16 protein-coding genes are annotated in these 17,443 nt (G+C 41.5%); 9 read left to right on the forward strand and 7 right to left on the reverse strand.

Features of this window, described 5'->3' with window-relative positions; all coding sequences use genetic code 11:
• Window positions 1-105: 105 nt before the first annotated feature.
• The 6 genes from CSV60_RS10210 to cax all read left to right on the forward strand — a co-directional run bounded on the left by CSV60_RS10210 (window position 106) and on the right by cax (window position 7,028).
• Complete coding sequence (locus tag CSV60_RS10210; RefSeq protein ID WP_099636963.1) at window positions 106-1,131, forward strand: ABC transporter ATP-binding protein; 1,026 nt, start codon at window positions 106-108, stop codon at window positions 1,129-1,131.
• A complete protein-coding gene (locus tag CSV60_RS10215; RefSeq protein WP_099636926.1) occupies window positions 1,106-2,125 on the forward strand; it encodes an ABC transporter ATP-binding protein in 1,020 nt (339 codons plus the stop codon). Before CSV60_RS10210 ends, CSV60_RS10215 begins: the two co-directional genes overlap by 26 nt.
• On the forward strand, window positions 2,122-3,750 hold the full coding sequence (locus tag CSV60_RS10220; RefSeq protein ID WP_099631726.1) for an ABC transporter substrate-binding protein: 1,629 nt from the start codon (window positions 2,122-2,124) through the stop codon (window positions 3,748-3,750). The genes CSV60_RS10215 and CSV60_RS10220 overlap by 4 nt, the downstream gene beginning before the upstream one ends.
• 93 nt (window positions 3,751-3,843) lie before the next feature.
• The gene (locus CSV60_RS10225) at window positions 3,844-4,848 is read left to right on the forward strand and encodes an ABC transporter permease (RefSeq protein WP_099631727.1); all 1,005 of its coding nucleotides are present in this window, start codon (window positions 3,844-3,846) and stop codon (window positions 4,846-4,848) included.
• 17 nt (window positions 4,849-4,865) lie between these two features.
• Complete coding sequence (gene nikC / locus CSV60_RS10230) at window positions 4,866-5,762, forward strand: nickel transporter permease (protein WP_099631728.1); 897 nt, start codon at window positions 4,866-4,868, stop codon at window positions 5,760-5,762.
• Window positions 5,763-5,981: 219 nt separating this feature from the next.
• Window positions 5,982-7,028 carry a calcium/proton exchanger gene (gene cax / locus CSV60_RS10235; RefSeq protein WP_304442532.1) on the forward strand — a complete coding sequence of 349 codons (1,047 nt, stop codon included), beginning with the start codon at window positions 5,982-5,984 and terminating at the stop codon, window positions 7,026-7,028.
• Between the two features lie 687 nt (window positions 7,029-7,715).
• On the opposite strand, the gene nspC is transcribed toward cax, so the two are convergent.
• Genes nspC through speD form a run of 6 tightly spaced genes read right to left on the reverse strand, consistent with a single transcriptional unit; the run spans window position 7,716 to window position 14,069 of the window.
• The gene (gene nspC, locus CSV60_RS10240; RefSeq protein WP_099636928.1) at window positions 7,716-8,852 is read right to left on the reverse strand and encodes a carboxynorspermidine decarboxylase; all 1,137 of its coding nucleotides are present in this window, start codon (window positions 8,850-8,852) and stop codon (window positions 7,716-7,718) included.
• Window positions 8,853-8,862: 10 nt separating this feature from the next.
• Window positions 8,863-10,062 carry a saccharopine dehydrogenase family protein gene (locus CSV60_RS10245; protein ID WP_099636929.1) on the reverse strand — a complete coding sequence of 400 codons (1,200 nt, stop codon included), beginning with the start codon at window positions 10,060-10,062 and terminating at the stop codon, window positions 8,863-8,865.
• A 16-nt stretch (window positions 10,063-10,078) separates the two neighbouring features.
• Complete coding sequence (gene speB / locus CSV60_RS10250; protein ID WP_099636930.1) at window positions 10,079-10,939, reverse strand: agmatinase; 861 nt, start codon at window positions 10,937-10,939, stop codon at window positions 10,079-10,081.
• Entirely contained in the window at window positions 10,929-11,780 is an 852-nt protein-coding gene (gene speE / locus CSV60_RS10255) for a polyamine aminopropyltransferase (protein WP_099636931.1), read from the reverse strand. Before speE ends, speB begins: the two co-directional genes overlap by 11 nt.
• Window positions 11,780-13,258 carry an aminotransferase class I/II-fold pyridoxal phosphate-dependent enzyme gene (locus CSV60_RS10260; protein WP_099636932.1) on the reverse strand — a complete coding sequence of 493 codons (1,479 nt, stop codon included), beginning with the start codon at window positions 13,256-13,258 and terminating at the stop codon, window positions 11,780-11,782. Before CSV60_RS10260 ends, speE begins: the two co-directional genes overlap by 1 nt.
• Window positions 13,245-14,069: an adenosylmethionine decarboxylase gene (gene speD, locus CSV60_RS10265; RefSeq protein ID WP_099631735.1), complete on the reverse strand. Its 825-nt coding sequence runs from the start codon at window positions 14,067-14,069 to the stop codon at window positions 13,245-13,247. Before speD ends, CSV60_RS10260 begins: the two co-directional genes overlap by 14 nt.
• A gap of 383 nt (window positions 14,070-14,452) precedes the next feature.
• Between speD and CSV60_RS10270 the strand changes: the two genes are divergently transcribed.
• Window positions 14,453-14,860, forward strand: coding sequence for a PaaI family thioesterase (locus CSV60_RS10270; protein ID WP_099631736.1), 408 nt, complete (start codon window positions 14,453-14,455; stop codon window positions 14,858-14,860).
• A gap of 42 nt (window positions 14,861-14,902) precedes the next feature.
• Window positions 14,903-15,793: a DMT family transporter gene (locus CSV60_RS10275; protein WP_099636933.1), complete on the forward strand. Its 891-nt coding sequence runs from the start codon at window positions 14,903-14,905 to the stop codon at window positions 15,791-15,793.
• A 41-nt stretch (window positions 15,794-15,834) separates the two neighbouring features.
• On the opposite strand, the gene CSV60_RS10280 is transcribed toward CSV60_RS10275, so the two are convergent.
• Window positions 15,835-15,990 carry a DUF1540 domain-containing protein gene (locus CSV60_RS10280; protein WP_099631738.1) on the reverse strand — a complete coding sequence of 52 codons (156 nt, stop codon included), beginning with the start codon at window positions 15,988-15,990 and terminating at the stop codon, window positions 15,835-15,837.
• A gap of 95 nt (window positions 15,991-16,085) precedes the next feature.
• Between CSV60_RS10280 and CSV60_RS10285 the strand changes: the two genes are divergently transcribed.
• Window positions 16,086-17,402 (forward strand): cytochrome P450, encoded by a 1,317-nt coding sequence (locus CSV60_RS10285; RefSeq protein WP_099636934.1) that lies wholly within the window; start codon window positions 16,086-16,088, stop codon window positions 17,400-17,402.
• Window positions 17,403-17,443 lie beyond the last annotated feature (41 nt).

Consider the following 17,443-nt stretch of genomic DNA (forward strand, 5'->3'; position numbering starts at 1 on the left):
GTCTCTTAACATATTACTTTATTAAAAAAGCATCTTGCGTTTAATCAGAATAAAAGTATAATAGTGATTAATTGGTTATTTCAGAAAATGGAAAAAGGTGAGCAAATGAAAGAAAGAAGGAAATTACTTGAAGTGAATGATTTGCAAACGACCTTTTTCACGGATTCAGGAGAAATTCCAGCGGTAGATCATGTGGACTTTTATGTAAGAGAAGGGGAAGTCTTAGGGATCGTTGGAGAGTCAGGTTGCGGAAAGAGTGTCACCTCTTTATCTATCATGCAGTTAATACCAAGTCCACCAGGGAAAATCACCGGAGGGGAAATCCTTTTTGAAGGTCAGGATCTCCTGAAAAAAACAGAGAAGGAAATGAGAGAGATTCGTGGGAACGACGTCGCGATGATTTTTCAAGAGCCTATGACTTCTTTGAATCCGCTATTCACTATTGGCAATCAGATGTCTGAAGCCATTTCACTTCATCAGAAAAAGTGGTCGAAAAAGCAAATTAAGGAACGGGCAATCGAAATGTTGAAATTAGTCGGACTACCCCGCTCTGAAGAAATTATGAAAGAATATCCTCATCAGTTATCTGGTGGTATGCGACAACGTGTCATGATTGCAATGGCGCTTGTATGCGATCCGAAAGTCCTCATTGCGGATGAACCTACAACAGCACTTGATGTAACTATTCAAGCACAAATTCTCAAATTGATGCGAGAGTTAAACGAGCGCATGAATACAGCAATTTTACTCATTACACATGACCTAGGAGTAGTGGCTGAAACCTGTGAACGCGTCGTAGTCATGTATGCAGGACAAGTCATTGAAGAAGCAGCGACAGAAGTGATTTTTAAGAATCCTTGTCACCCATATACACGAGGATTGATTCAATCCGTGCCAGATATGCGCAATAAAAAAGATCGTCTCTATTCGATTCAAGGTAACGTACCAAAACCAGGATCTATTGAAAAGGGATGTAGATTTGCAGCGAGATGTGAAAGCGCTTTCCCAAGATGTTGGACAGAAACACCAGAATTGTACCGAAACTCCGACAATCATCAAACAAGATGCTTCTTATATGACGAACGAGAAGGAGTGATAAGTGCAAATGAACAAACCATTGCTAAGAGTTGAAGGGTTGAAAAAATACTTCCCGATTCGCAAAGGATTGATTGGTAAAACAGTAGGTCATGTCAAAGCAATCGATAATGTTTCATTTCATGTAAATGAAGGAGAGACGCTCGGAATCGTTGGGGAAAGTGGTTGCGGGAAGTCTACGACAGGGCGGACGATTATGCAATTGCTGGAACCTACAGAGGGAGTCGTCGAATTCCGAGAAAAAGATTTGACGAAGCTCTCTGCTAATGAAATTCGAGCGGTTCGTCGAGATATGCAAATGGTCTTCCAAGATCCTTATGCCTCTTTGAATCCTCGTCATACAATCGGAAAGATTTTAGAAGAACCATTGATTGTCCATGGTGGGGGCAATGCAAAGGAACGTCGTGAAAAAGTCGTAGAGTTCCTAAAAATTGTCGGTTTGAGTGAATACCATGCAAAACGCTACCCTCACCAATTCAGTGGTGGGCAGCGTCAGCGAATTGGTATAGCACGTGCTTTGATGACGAATCCCAAATTGATTATTGCAGATGAGCCAGTGTCTGCGCTTGACGTATCCATTCAGGCGCAAGTATTAAACTTAATGCAGGATTTACAAAAGGAATTCAACTTGACGTATATCTTCATTGCACATGATCTTGGTGTTGTACGCCATATCAGTGATCGTGTGGCAGTCATGTACTTGGGGAAGATTGTGGAGATTACAGAGAGTGAAGAGCTATATGCAAACCCCCTCCATCCGTATACACAGGCTTTACTGTCTGCGGTACCTGTACCAGATCCAAATTATAAGAAGGAACAAATCATTATTGAAGGGGATATGCCAAGCCCCGCGAATCCGCCAAGCGGTTGTGCATTCCACACTCGCTGCCCTTTCAAAATGGATGTGTGTACGAAAGTAATTCCTGTATTAGCAGAGGAGAAAATTGGTCATTCTGTTGCTTGCCATCTTTATACGTCGGAAAGCAACGATGATATAGAAAGAAAAAAACAATTGGAGGGATCTGTATGAGAAAAGGGAAACTGTGGTCGTTCGCATTGATCATGCTTCTTGTCTTATCGACTGCTTTGGCAGCTTGTTCAGGCGGTGATGATCAAGAAGGCAGTGGCGACAAGGACAAAGATGCTGCAGATAAAGGCGGCAGTGAGAACAAAACGTTAGTATTTGGACGAGGTGGAGATTCAACATCTCTTGACCCATCCCGCGTAACAGAAGGGGAAACATTTAAAGTAACGGTCAATTTATTCGAAACCTTATTAAACTTTGGGGAGCAGGATACTACGATTCAACCAGGACTTGCTAAAGAGTATGATACAAGTGAAGATGGATTAACGTATACATTCCAATTGGAAGAAGGCGTGAAATTCCATGATGGAACTGATTTTAATGCAGAAGCAGTCGTAAAGAACTTTGAGCGTTGGGCTAATGGAGATTCAGATACATTCCCATACTATAACTCTATGTTCGGTGGATTTAAAGACGATGAAGAGCACGTAATTGAATCTGTTAAAGCAGATGGAAATTCCACAGTGATTATTACATTGAAGCGCCCACAAGCGCCATTCTTGAAAAACCTTGCGATGAGTATGTTCGCTATTTCGAGTCCTACGGCTTTCGAGAAGGGCGACGATGAGTATGAGCGTAACCCAGTCGGAACAGGTCCATTCAAGTTTGTAGAATGGAAGCCAAATGAAACCATTACAATTGAAAAGAACGAAGACTATTGGCAAGAAGGATTGCCGAAATTGGATCGCATCATTTTCCAAGCAATTCCCGACAACTCTGCCCGTCTGAATGCTTTACTTTCCGGTGAAATTGATTTAGCAGATGGAATTAATCCAGCTGATGGAGTAAAGATAGAAGATAACGATGCATTGCAGTTGTTCGAGCGTCCTTCCATGAACGTAGGATATCTTGGATTAACAGTAACTCGTGAACCATTTGATAAAAAAGAAGTTCGTCAGGCAATGAACTATGCTATTGATAAACAATCAATCATCGATTCATTCTTTGAAGGACGTGCAGAAGTGGCGAAAAATCCAATGCCTTCATCTATTTCAGGTTATAACGAAGATGTAGAAGCATATGCATATGATCCTGAAAAAGCTAAAGAACTATTGAAAGAGGCAGGTCTTGAAAATGGATTTGAAATGGAGCTATGGGCTATGCCAGTTCCACGTCCATACATGCCAGACGGCACAAAAGTAGCTGAAGCTATTCAAAGCAACTTGGCTGACGTAGGTATTAAAGCAAAAATCGTTTCGTATGAGTGGGCGACTTACCTGGATAAGGCGAGCAAAGGGGAAGCAGATGCTTTCATGCTTGGTTGGACTGGGGATAATGGAGACGCAGACAACTTCCTGTACGTATTGTTGGATGAAGACAATATCGGAAGTAATAACTACACGTACTTTAAAAACGACGAAACACATAAGCTATTCCTAGAAGCGCAAACAGAAGTAGACGAAGACAAGCGTATTGAGTTGTACAAGCAAGCTCAAGAAATTCTTCACGAAGAAGCTCCTTGGGTACCACTTGCACACTCTATTCCATTATTAGGCGGAGCGAAGGAACTAACAGGGTTTGTTCCGCATCCTACTGGTTCTGATCTGTTGTCGAATGTTGAATTTAAGTAAAAATAGGTAAATTACATGATGAAAGAAGAGGGAGAAGCCAGCATTCTCCCTTTCTTTGATTCATAAATAATAAAAGCCGGAGGGGTGAAAGAGTTGTTCAACTATACGATTAAGAGGCTTTTACAGCTGATTCCTGTCCTGCTTGGTATGACATTTTTAGTTTTTATGTTGATTCGCGCAATTCCTGGTAATCCAGCGCAAGTTATTTTAGGACAACAAGCAACAAAAGAAGCGGTGGAAGCTTTGACGATCAAGCTAGGTCTTGATCAACCATGGTATACACAATATTTCAGTTATCTTGGCGGCATTTTAAAAGGTGATCTAGGGGAATCCATGCGTACTCGACTTCCTGTGGCGGACGAAATTTGGCCTTATCTAGCAGCTACATTAGAATTGGCCTTATTTGCGATGATTATCGCGGTCTTTGTAGGGATTAATGCGGGTATTATTTCCGCTTGGTTCCAAAACTCGTGGTTTGATTATTCAGCAATGGTATTGGCACTAGTCGGTGTTTCCATGCCTATTTTCTGGTTAGGATTAATGGGGCAATGGGCATTTGCAATTGAATTGCAATGGTTGCCGACAACTGGGCGTGAAAATGTCCGTGATCCCGTATCTGCCATAACCAATTTATACATAATTGATACGCTCATCCAGGGCAGGGTTGATCAATTATGGGTAGTCATTAAACATTTGATCTTACCTGGGCTAGCGCTTGCGACCATTCCGATGGCGATTATCGCCCGGATGACGCGTTCGAGCATGCTAGAAGTGATGCGTTCTGACTATATTCGTACAGCACGAGCAAAGGGTCAGAAAATGTTTTGGATAGTATATAAGCACGCATTAAAAAATGCAATCATTCCTGTTTTGACAGTTATCGGTCTGCAAATTGGTCTACTCCTAGGTGGAGCTATTCTGACAGAAACAATCTTCGCGTGGCCTGGAATTGGACGCTATATCTATGATGCAATCAACTTTAGAGATTATCCCGTTATTCAATCAGGAATTCTTATCGTAGCATTTATCTTTGTCATGATTAATCTAATCGTCGATTTACTATATGGACTGATCGATCCAAGGATTAAGTATGATTGAGGAAGGAGGAACAGTTCATGTCAGAGTTTACACCTAAGGTAGACGGAGTGGTGGAAGCAGAATTAGAAAAAACAATAGGACCTTGGCGGGAAGCTTGGGTAGGTTTTCGCAAAAGTAAAGTAGCAGTCGTAGGCGCAGCCATTGTGATATTCTTTATTGTACTTGCACTATTCGGTCCTCTTGTCACAAAAGAGGGCATCAACGAACAATTCATGACAGATCGACTGCAACCTCCTTCTTCGGAGTATTGGTTTGGAACGGATGACTTTGGCCGTGATATATTCTCACGCATTATCCACGGTGCGCGTATTTCGTTATCTGTCGGATTCTTCTCGGTCGTCGGTTCGATTGTAGTGGGGAGTTTTCTTGGGATCATTGCTGGTTATTACGGCCGCTGGATCGATACTATTATCTCTAGGATATTTGATATTATGCTAGCTTTCCCTTCTATCTTACTGGCTATTGCGATTGTATCCGTATTGGGACCAAGCTTACGTAATGCGTTGATTGCGATTGCAATCATTAACGTACCGAACTTCGGACGATTGATACGATCCAAAGTATTGAGTATTAAAGAAGATGAATATATTATAGCGGCAAAGGCAATTGGTATGAAAGACTTCAGAATTCTGTTTTCGCATATTTTACCTAACTCGATGGCGCCTGTTATCGTACAAGGTACATTGGCGATTGCTACAGCTATTCTCGAAGCAGCAGCACTCGGATTCCTAGGATTGGGGGCAGAAGCTCCATACCCTGAGTGGGGAAAGATGTTAGCTGACTCCAAAGATTATTTACAAAATGCTCCCTGGACAATGATTTTCCCGGGACTCGCCATTATGCTGACCGTATTAGGCTTTAACTTGATGGGTGATGGGTTACGTGATGCGTTGGATCCGAAAATGAAGAGTTAAGCTGTTTTTTTATGATGAATATAATCTAAAATGATAATGGATAGAGGACAGTCTAATGTACAGACTGTCCTCTATCCTTTTTTAATTCTAATAAGCAATAATTTTTTATGCGCTATTTGCCATATCTATCTCTGTTGAAAAGTCATTTATTAACCAGTTTATTTGCCCTCAGAATAGGGAATGCTTATAACAAATTGATTATGAAAAGAGGTGGAGACACTGAATAAAGTATTTACTGTCATGGCATTTACAGGTGTACCTTTAGTATTTATTGCATCATTCTTGAATTGGTCGGATTTATGGATGTTTGCGTTGTGTTGTTACAGTATTATTGCTCTAGCTGGATTCATTGGAAGAGCAACAGAAAGTTTAGCGATTGTCAGTGGACCACGAATTGGTGGTTTATTAAATGCAACATTTGGTAATGCAGTTGAACTTATTATTTCCATATTTACATTGAAAGCTGGATTGATTGCAATCGTACTAGCATCGTTGACGGGTTCAGTATTAGGAAACTTATTATTAGTTCTCGGTCTGTCATTTTTCGCAGGCGGTGTAAAGTATAAAAGACAAAATTTTAATATCTTTGATGCCCGATTTAATTCCGCATTATTGATTTTTGCGATTGTCGTAGCATTTGTCATTCCGGAAGTTTTCTCAATGACGATGGATACTAGAACTGGACTGAACTTGAGTGTCGGTATTTCCATCATTCTCATCCTGATTTACTTGGCGGGTCTAGTATTTAAGTTATTTACTCATCGAGGCGTGTTCGGTTCAGAAAATCATGAGACAGAAGAAGTGCCGGAGTGGACAAAGAAGAAATCTATAGTGGTCCTGTTAGTTGCGACAGTAGCAGTTGCATTTGTTTCTGAAAAGCTTGTGCACACATTTGGTACACTAGGTGAAAAGTTTGGCTGGTCAGAATTATTTATCGGTGTAATTATCGTCGCCATTGTTGGTAACGCGGCAGAGCATTCTTCCGCAATTACATTGGCAATGAAAAATAAAATGGATGTATCTGTAGAGATTGCAATCGGTTCTACATTGCAAATCGCAATGTTTGTCACACCGGTGCTTGTATTGATTTCTTTACTGATGCCTACTGCAATGCCACTTGTATTCACGTGGCCAGAGTTGATCGCGATGATTACTGCCACATTACTAGTCGTCAATATATGTCATGACGGAGAGTCAAATTGGTTCGAGGGTCTCGTGCTATTTTCAGCTTATCTTATCATGGGTATTGGATTCTTCTTACTGTGAGTGGTAAGTATAAGGTTTAAGATCGGGATAGAGGTAAGTAACATTGATCTGCGTTCCAGGCGGACGCGTTCGGGAGGGCCCGCTGTGAACCAACTAGTCGCGGTGCTCCTTTAGTTGTTTCACCTGATCGGGCTGATCCTCCCCGAGTCGCCGCCTTCCACTACGATCAACTGGCGTTATCTTCTGATGGTCGCGAGTGGAAAGAAAAACTAATGTACTATTCTAACTTGAACTGGAATATAAAAAGTATCAGTGTGTTGATTGATAATTCTAATGAAACCTTAAACTATTATAGACTTTTACACATTACTTATTTGTATCAAAGTGTAAAAGCCCGATTCGCATTTTTCAGCGAATCGGGTTTTTACGTCTTAAACGAAATAGTCGAATGGAGTAAAGAAAATGATGTAATTTTGATTAGTAGTTAGGAACTTGAACTCCACTTTCTAAAATCAGAAAAAGACACCAGTTGATTGTAGTGGAAGGCGGCGACTTCCGATGGATAAGCGTGCGCCTTGAGACCCCGCAGGTAGCGAAAGCCGTAACGAAGAACGGCTTTTGCGAGTAAAAGCGAAGCGTTAGGAGTACGTCTTTGCACTTAGCGGACGAGGAGGCTCAAGCCACGCCCATGGGAAGCGTCCGCCTGGAACGCAGATCAACTTACTCTCAAATTCACACTCACTACACTTAAGACAAACGCTGCTTGAAATCCTCATAACCAAATTGCTTCACAACGTTGATTTCATCATCGGCAGTATGAAGAACGATCGATGGCAAATTAACGCCATTGAACGTATTGTTCTTTACCATCGAATAATGTGCCATATCGCAAAATACTAGGCGATCACCAGGTTGCAATGGCTGATCGAATGAATAATCACCAATAACATCACCTGCAAGACATGTTGGCCCGCCTAATCTATAGGTATGGGCTTTTTCATTTGGCGTACCTGCCCCAATAATCTCAGGACGATAAGGCATCTCCAAAACATCTGGCATATGACAAGAAGCCGACGTATCGAGAATAGCAATGTCCATCCCATTATACATCGTGTCAAGTACTGTCGCGACGAGAAAGCCTGTGTTTAAGGCAACGGCTTCACCCGGTTCTAGATACACTTCAAGATTATATTTATCTTGCATGAAACGAATGCAACGGATTAATGTCTTTAGATCGTAATCGGCCCGAGTGATATGATGACCGCCACCGAAGTTGATCCACTTCATCTTCTGTAAATAGGGACCGAACTCTTCATCGATGATTTGGATCGTCCGCCACAACGTATCGGAGTTCTGCTCGCACATCGTATGGAAGTGCAGACCGCTAATACCTTCGAGTTCGTCAGCTTTGAAAGTATCTAACGTAACACCAAATCTCGAATAGGTGAAGCAAGGGTTGTACATATCCACTTCAATTTCCGAGTACTCGGGATTGATTCGGATTCCACATTCAATGGACTTTTCCTGCTCCTGAACTCGGCTCTTAAACAGCTTCCACTGCGCAAATGAATTGAATACCAAATGATCAGAGTAGCGAAGGATTTCCTCAAACTCATTCTCGTGGAAAGCAGGGGCATACGTGTGCACTTCTTTCCCCATCTCTTCAAAGCCGAGACGCGCTTCAAATAAACCACTTGAAGTAACGCCATGCAAATACCGACCGATTAATGGATAAACTTCGAACATCGAAAACCCTTTTTGTGCGAGTAAAATCTTGCATCCTGTTTGGTCGATAATAGATTTCAATTTTTCTAAGTTAGCAATCAGCAATTTTTCATCCACAACATAACTAGGTGAAGGGACTGCTTGGACATCAAATTTCATACTATTCTCCTCAATCTATCAAAGTTGGATTGAAATCTTCGTGCCAAGGTAAACCATACTCATTCAACGCATCCATAAATGGATCCGGATCGAATTCTTCAATATTGAAGACCCCTGGCTTTTTCCATTTGCCTGTTAACATCATCATCGCACCGATCATAGCTGGAACACCTGTTGTATAGGAAATAGCTTGTGATCCCACTTCTTGAAAGCACTCTTGGTGATCACAAATATTGTAAACATAATACGTTTTTGGCTCACCGTTCTTCGTACCTTGATAGATACAACCTATATTCGTTTTTCCTTTCGTACGTGGTCCAAGAGAAGCAGGGTCCGGTAGTACCGCCTTTAAGAATTGTAGTGGAACAATTTGCTGACCTTCAAAATCAATCGGTTCGATGGATGTCATACCCACATTTTCAAGTACACGCAAATGCATCAAATACTTTTCGGAGAACGTCATCCAGAAACGGATTTTATTTACACCGGTAATATTTTTCGCTAATGACTCAAGTTCCTCATGATATAGCAAATAGACATCTTTTGGTCCGATTTCAGGTAGATCATAGACGCGCTTCACTTCAAGAGGTTCTGTTTCGATGAACTCTCCATTTTCGTAATAGCGTCCGTTAGCTGTGATTTCACGGATGTTGATTTCCGGGTTAAAGTTAGTTGCGAACGGATAGCCGTGGTCGCCTGCATTGGCATCGACAATATCAATCGTATGGATTTCATCGAAGTAATGCTTCAATGCATATGCGGAGAACACACCGGTTACGCCAGGGTCGAAACCGCTGCCGAGCAATGCGGTAATACCTGCTTCTTCAAACTTCTCTTTATAAGCCCACTGCCATTTATATTCAAATTTCGCAGTATCAAGCGGTTCATAGTTTGCAGTATCCAGATAGTCTACTTTTGTTTCAAGACATGCATCCATAATCGTCAAGTCCTGATAAGGCAATGCGACATTAATGACGATATCTGGTTTAAATTCATTGATTAACGCGACAAGTTCAGGCACTTTATCTGCATCTACTTGAGCTGTTTGGATTTTCGTTCGTCCACCGTCCAGCTTTTCTTTCAATGCATCACATTTAGATTTCGTGCGACTCGCGATACAAATTTCTTCAAATACATCCGGTACCTCACAACACTTATGCACGACAACACTTGCCACGCCGCCAGCTCCAATAATTAATGCTTTTCCCATTAAAGACACCACCAATTTAGTTATTTTTGTTTATAGCAATCGTTAATTCACGTAACACTTTACAAGCCACGGCTGTTGATGCGCCGCTTTGGTCATAGATAGGGGACAGCTCGTTGATATCACAGGCAACGATATTCAAACCGCTGACCGTCAATATCGCTTGTAGCAATTCAACAAAGCTGACGCCACCCGCTTCCGGCGTACCAGTTCCCGGGAATACGGAAGGGTCTAAGACATCTAGATCAATCGTCAAATAGACGGGTTTATCCTGTAACTTCTTAACCGTATCTTCAAGTCCATCAAAATTAAATTTATTCATAAAGACATGTTGCTTAGCCGCCCATTCAAATTCTGAACGATCACCGGAACGGATACCGTATTGATAGATTTTATTATCTCCGAGCAAGTCCCAGATTCTGCGAATAACCGTAGCATGAGATAGGCGTTGATCTAAATATTCTTCGCGCAAGTCTGTATGTGCATCGAATTGAATGACATGTAAATCAGGATGCATTTTCGCAACAGCACGTACAGCTCCCAAAGTGACTAAATGTTCACCGCCAATCATGCAAGGGATTTTCCCATCCTCCAAAACGAGTGAGGTGAACTGTTCAATTTGCTCAAGAGCACGCTCCGTGTTACCAAAACTTAATTCCAGATCACCGCCGTCGAATAATGAGTAATCCGTTAAATCTGCTTCTTGATAAGGACTATATGTCTCAAGACCGAATGATTCGCTTCGCATCACTTTACTAGCGAATCGTGTACCAGGACGAAAAGATGTTGTGGAATCAAAAGGAGCACCGAATATTACGAATGAAGCCTCCTCGTAATCTGCTTCGAACCCTAGAAATGTTTCTATATTTTTATTTAGCATGGGTTAATAGCTCCTTAACATAATTCGGTAAAGCGAATGAGCCGACATGAAGTTTTGTATTATAATATTTTGTTTGCAAACCAAGTGCATTCCACGCATTAGCATCCAAATCATCTATCGGGTCATATTTTTTGGAAGCAAATCCGAACAGCCAGTGCCCCGATGGATAGGTTGGTATGTGTGCTTGATAGACTTTAGAAACGGGGAAGAATCCCATAATACTTTTATGTGCTCGTTGCATACCGCGTGCATCTTCGGCGTAAAAAGCACTTTCATGCTGATTTACAAGAATGCCTTGGCTATTCAAAGCCTTGTAGCAATTGCCATAAAACTCCTTCGTGAAGAGTCCTTCACCTGGCCCGAATGGATCGGTGGAATCGACAATGATCAAATCATAGGCATTTTCTTGCTGACGAACGAATTTCAGACCATCCTCAAAATAGAGTGTAACGCGCGGATCAGTCAGTTTAGCTGCGGTTTGTGGTAAAAATTCCTGGCACACTTTCACAACTTGCTCATCAATCTCCACCATATCGATTTGTTTGATTGATGGATAGCGCGTCAATTCGCGTACGGTCCCACCATCACCTGCACCGATAACCAACACGTTCTCGATGGACGGATTGGTAGCCATCGGCACGTGAACAATCATATCGTGATAAATAAATTCGTCTTTTTCTGTCACCATGACATAACCGTCCAATGTCAAAATTTTACCGAACTCTGTCGTTTGGAAGACATCAATTTTCTGGAATTCACTCGTCGCAGTATATAGATGTTCTTCGACACGAAATGAAAATCGTGTATGGGGTGAATGATCTTCAGTAAACCATAGATTCATTAGACGTCCTCCTTTACTACATTAATCCAATTAACTTTTGCATCTTCGGTACCCGTCAAGAAACATCCCTTGTCCTTACAGTAATTGATGTATTCAATTATTTCATTAGTGATTCGTTCTCCGGGTGCCAGAATTGGAATGCCAGGGGGATAGCACATGACGAATTCGCTTGCCACGCGTCCTGAAGATTCGGAAAGTACTACTGTCTCTTTATCCGCGTAAAAAGCCTGTTGGGGCGATTGAACAATTTGCGGATTGATATATTCGTGGTCGAATAACGAACTAGGATCCTTTTTATAACGACGATTGATTTCTGCTAGTGCTGCGACCAATCGTTCAAGATCGAGTGTACGGTCCCCGACTGAAATATAGGCAAGGATATTCGCTACGTCCCCGAACTCAATTTGGATATCGTATTCATCGCGTAAAATATCATATACTTCAATGCCAGCCAGACCCATTTGACGCGTATGAATCGACAATTTGGACTCGTCAAAGTCATAGATGGTATCGCCGTTTATCAGCTCTTTAGAGTATGCATAATAGCCGCCGATCTGATTGACTTCATCACGGGTGTACTGTGCCATCTTGATCACTTTATCGAAGATTTCCTGCCCGTGTAATGCCAGGTTTTTCCGTGAAATATCCAATGACGACATCAATAGATAAGAACCGCTCGTAGTCTGCGTTAGGTTAATAATCTGTCGCGTATAGCCTTCACTCACCGCATTATTGATTAATAAAAAGGAACTTTGTGTTAAAGATCCACCTGATTTATGCATACTGATAGAAGCCATATCCGCGCCGACGGACATCGCGGAAGCAGGCAGTTTATCATTAAAATAAAAATGCGTGCCATGTGCTTCATCCACTAGCACGAGCATACCGTGTGCATGTGCTATATCAGTAATGGCTTGCAAATTGGAGCAAATACCATAATAGGTTGGATTATTAATGAGAATCGCTTTGGCGTCTGGGTAATCCACGATGGCTTTCTTAACTTCATCTACTGCCATACCGAGTGGAATGCCAAGATCCTCTTGCACTCCCGGATTCACATAGATAGGAATAGCACCACTTAAGATCAAGGCATTGATTGCACTGCGATGAACATTACGCGGCATGATGATTTTCTCTCCTGCTTTGCAAGCTGTCATGACCATCGCTTGTACAGCAGAGGTCGTCCCGTTTACAAGCAAGAAAGCGTGTTTCGCGCCGAACGCGTCCGCTGCCAACTCTTCAGCTTCACGTATGACAGAAACAGGGTGGCATAAATTATCAAGAGGCTTCATGGAATTCACGTCGTGTTGTAAGCAAGTCTCCCCGAGAAAACCAGCGAGCTCCTTATTGCCTCGACCGTGCTTGTGTCCGGGTACATCAAAAGGAACGACACGTGCTTCTTGATATTGTTGCAATGCTTCCATAATAGGAACGCGATGTTGTGATAATTTCAATGGTCTCTCCTCACTCATTTTCATAGACGTTGGAACCGCTGTAGATTTCAATCATCTCTTTGCGAAGATTATGAGAAATTTGAAGGCGTTCCTTTGGCGGTAATTCCGAAACATCTTTGTTGAATAGGTAATCTTGTAAATCAATCTCTTTAATGAGTAATTTCGTATGGAAGATATTCGCTTGGTAAACATTTATATCGATTGCATCATATTTTTGCAATGTTTTCTGGTCAATGAAGTCTTGAATGGATGTAATTGCATGATCCATGAAAAGTTTTTTACCGTCTACTGACCGTGTAAATCCACGCACGCGATAGTCTGCGGTAATAATATCCGAATCAAAGCTTCCGATCAGGTAGTCGAGCGCATTCAACGGAGAAATCTCTCCACACGTCGACACATCTATATCTACACGAAATGTTGCAATGGAGTTATCGGGATGATACTCGGGATACGTATGGACAGTCACGTGGCTCTTGTCTAAATGACTGACGACGGAGTCTTTATCTGGCAAGATAGGAATCGCGCCTTGATTACAAGAAGGATCAATTTGTGATGCAGGGAATTTTTCCTCTGAAATCATCAACGTTACACTAGCACCTTGTGGGTCGTAATCTTGTTTACTGACATTCAATACATGCGCACCAATCATTTCAGTAACATCGTAGAGAATTTTCGTTAAACGTTCTGAATTGTATTGCTCATCTATATAGGCGATATACTCACTTTGCTCTCTTCTACTCTTTGCATAGCTCACATCGTAAATGTTGAAGCTAAGAGTTTTGGTGAGGTTGTTAAAGCCGTAGAGCTTCAGCTTATTTTCCAACCGAAACATCCGTCCTTTCAAAATTGCTTTTTAAAAAGTATAATCACATAAAAAAGTCCCTCTCCAATCCACATGAAATAATACAAACATGACAGATTGGAGAGGGACCTTTACTCTGTTTCGCTTGTTGATATAAGAATAGATATTCACTCTATTCCATTACATAACAGGTGATTGGATTGGCGTAATGCTCACAGGTACTCTTTCTAAATTAAAAAACTTATGAAATTGATTTCATTATAAAGGAAAAAGAATGAAAAATATATACTTTTTATAGAAAAATATTAGAAAAAACTTTTTTATGGCAAATGGTAAAATGCTTTGAATTGTCGTCAGAACGTCTTTACGATATGGTATATAAAACAATTACTACATTCTATGGAGGTAATGAAATGAACGATACAACAATGGAATATTTGGAACAGGTTCGACAAGACTTCGAAACAAGTCCTTTTTGGAAATTTGCCGGTCTGCAAACACAAAAATTAGAAGCGGGTCAAGTGGAATTATATTTACCTTATCGTCAAGAGTATGATAATGTACGCGGAACTATTCACGGTGGTATGTATATGTCCGTTCTCGATACGACGATGGGAATGCTTTGTCGTTCGATGGGTGCAAATGATGTCATGACAATACAAATGACGACACAATTTTTAAAGCCGGTCGTTCAGGAAACCGTTTATTCAAAAGCTGCCGTTATTAATAGAACACGCTCTACGGCTCTGGTTGAAGGAACGTTATTCAATGAGAAAGATGAATTAGTTGCTCATTGCACCGCTACGTTCAAGTTGAAATGATTATTATTTACTCTGTAATTTCAAATCAAGGCAGGTTTTCATATGAATAAGAAAGCTTTCTATTTAGGATTATTCACCGTTGTCGCATGGGGCTCCAGTTTTGCTGCTATTCGAGTGAGTTTGCTAGGAGGGTATTCTCCTGGACATTTGGTGTTGACACGGTTTATCGTCGCTTCATTAGTATTTATTTTATATGCATTATGGCCGGGAACGAAAATTCGTCTGCCTGCAAAACAGGATATAGGGAAGATCATGCTACTAGGCTTCGCGGGAATCAGTATTTATCACTTTGGTCTGACATACGGAGAACAAACGGTATCAGCTGGAACGGCTGGTCTGTTTATCGCAACGGTGCCGATTTTCACTTCGATAATCGCAGTGATTTTCCTAAGTGAAAAAATTAGTCGATTAGGTTGGATTGGCATGGCAATCGGATTATCAGGTGTTGCGTTGATAACGATAGGAAGTTCGGAAGGTGCGTTGGAAGTATCGGTAGGCGCGTGGTTCATTATTATTGCGGTTATTTCTACTTCTATATTTTTTGTCTTTCAGAAACCTTTATTCAACCGTTACACTCCTGTCGAGTTGACAGCATACTTCACATGGGCAGGTACCTTACCGTTTTTATATTTCACACCAGGCTTGCTAAATGAAATACAAGGGGCTACGCTTGAAGCCACATTATCAACAATTTATATGGGGGTTATTCCAGCAACGATTGCCTATGTAACCTGGTCTACTGCGTTGTCGATTGCCGATGCGGGAGCGGTTTCGAGTCTACTCTATATAGAGCCAGTCGTGGCGATATTGGTTGCTTGGGTATGGCTACAAGAACTTCCGAGTGGATTGTCTATGATTGGTGGAGTGATTGCAGTTTTAAGTGTGATTGCTGTTAACTGGGAAGCGATGCGTACGCGTTCAACTTATCAATAAAAAAGCAGCCAAGCATAAAAGCGTGGCTGCTGCACGGTGGATCATCCTTTTGGAATGAACGTATTACAATCTGTTTCGGCTGAGTCTTTTGCTTTTCTTCCTTTTCGTGAAATTACTTTGATTTCATCTGCTCCACATTGGTTACCTGATTCCCAAAAATGACAATTTGTCACTTCACATAATACGTCTTTTGCCAATTGACCCACCTCCTTTTTACTAGCATATCCAGAAACACAGCATACATACTGGAGATGGAGAAGTAATTCAATATGATAATTTTGGAGGAGAGTTTATGGTTACTGTACAAGATATTGCAACGCCACGATTACAGAACTATTTGGAATTCGTGCGTGATCCGATTGCTTTTTTTATGCGAGTACAGCCACTTGGTGATGTGATTTCATTGAAGACAGGCATTTCACCGACGTTTGTGGTTAACAGTCCCGAAGCAATTCGAGAAATCTTGATTCGTCAAGACCAGTCATTTATTAAAGGGCGAACAACGACTGTGTTGCAGAGAACAGTGGGAGAGGGTCTATTGACGACGGAAGGTGAACGGCATGCGACGCAGAAGAAATATATTCAACCAGCGTTTTATAAAGAGGTGATGGAACGTTATGCCTATTCGATCATTGATGAAACGGAGAAGCTAGTCAAACGTCTTGAGCATGAAGAGGAAGTAGATATACATACAGTAATGATGCGTTTGACATTGTCGATCATTACACGAACAATGTTTTCGACAGATGTCTCTGCAGAGGAGAAAGAACTTGCAGATGCCGTCACAACAACGATTGAGCAAAGCGTCAAAATTTTATTTAGTCCTGTGATGATTCCATCTTCTGTTCCGACTAAAGCCAACTTGAAACATAAAAAAGCGATACAAACACTTGAGGAAATGATTGACGATGTATTAGTCGCTGCAAAAGAACATCCAGAATGGTTTAAAGACTCGTTGCTTGGCATGATGATGGCGGTTACAGATGAGGCCGGAAACAGGTTGCCTGACAAAGAAGTACGTGATCAGATGATGACGATGTTGCTCGCAGGACATGAAACAACGGCAAACTTATTAGGCTGGTTATTTGCTGAAATTGCACGGCTTCCTAAAGTAGAGAAGCGTCTGTTGGATGAATTGAATTCCGCGAACTTGGTAGGTAACCCATTTAATTGGATGCGAGAATTACCATATACACAGCAAATTATTGAAGAAGGCTTGCGTCTTTATCCGCCTGCTTGGCTAATTTATCGCGAACTTAACGAACCGGTCGAGATGTTTGGAAGGTCTTTTAAAAAGGGAAGCACGTTTATGATTTGTCCATTTGCGATTCACCGAAATAAAGAGATATTTCCAGATCCCGACACATTTGATCCCGATCGGTTTGCGACAGGTAATAAGTATGCGCCATTTAGTTATCTCCCATTCGGCGGTGGTTCACGCAGTTGTATCGGTTCTCGATTTGCTATGCTAGAAGCGACATTGATCATATCGGTACTTTATAAGAAGTTTATCTTTTTCAATATACGACCACATGCGCCCGTTCCGGAACCATTGATTTCGTTGCGGATCAAAGATGGATGGCCGATGAGGTTAGAGAAGCGCTGTTAACCAACGCAAACTAAAAAAACAGCGATCATCAAGAGGATGAT

The sequence above is a fragment of the Sporosarcina sp. P7 genome (assembly GCF_002743425.1).
Taxonomy (GTDB): Bacteria; Bacillota; Bacilli; order Bacillales_A; family Planococcaceae; genus Sporosarcina.

Coding starts and splice junctions, on each gene's coding strand:
- CSV60_RS10210 (WP_099636963.1), top strand. CDS start 106: ATGAAAGAAAGAAGGAAATTACTTGAAGTGAATGATTTGCAAACGACC.
- CSV60_RS10215 (WP_099636926.1), top strand. CDS start 1,106: ATGAACAAACCATTGCTAAGAGTTGAAGGGTTGAAAAAATACTTCCCG.
- CSV60_RS10220 (WP_099631726.1), top strand. CDS start 2,122: ATGAGAAAAGGGAAACTGTGGTCGTTCGCATTGATCATGCTTCTTGTC.
- nikC (WP_099631728.1), top strand. CDS start 4,866: ATGTCAGAGTTTACACCTAAGGTAGACGGAGTGGTGGAAGCAGAATTA.
- nspC (WP_099636928.1), bottom strand. CDS start 8,852: ATGAAATTTGATGTCCAAGCAGTCCCTTCACCTAGTTATGTTGTGGAT.
- CSV60_RS10245 (WP_099636929.1), bottom strand. CDS start 10,062: ATGGGAAAAGCATTAATTATTGGAGCTGGCGGCGTGGCAAGTGTTGTC.
- speB (WP_099636930.1), bottom strand. CDS start 10,939: ATGCTAAATAAAAATATAGAAACATTTCTAGGGTTCGAAGCAGATTAC.
- speE (WP_099636931.1), bottom strand. CDS start 11,780: ATGAATCTATGGTTTACTGAAGATCATTCACCCCATACACGATTTTCA.
- CSV60_RS10260 (WP_099636932.1), bottom strand. CDS start 13,258: ATGAAAATGAGTGAGGAGAGACCATTGAAATTATCACAACATCGCGTT.
- speD (WP_099631735.1), bottom strand. CDS start 14,069: ATGTTTCGGTTGGAAAATAAGCTGAAGCTCTACGGCTTTAACAACCTC.
- CSV60_RS10270 (WP_099631736.1), top strand. CDS start 14,453: ATGAACGATACAACAATGGAATATTTGGAACAGGTTCGACAAGACTTC.
- CSV60_RS10275 (WP_099636933.1), top strand. CDS start 14,903: ATGAATAAGAAAGCTTTCTATTTAGGATTATTCACCGTTGTCGCATGG.
- CSV60_RS10285 (WP_099636934.1), top strand. CDS start 16,086: ATGGTTACTGTACAAGATATTGCAACGCCACGATTACAGAACTATTTG.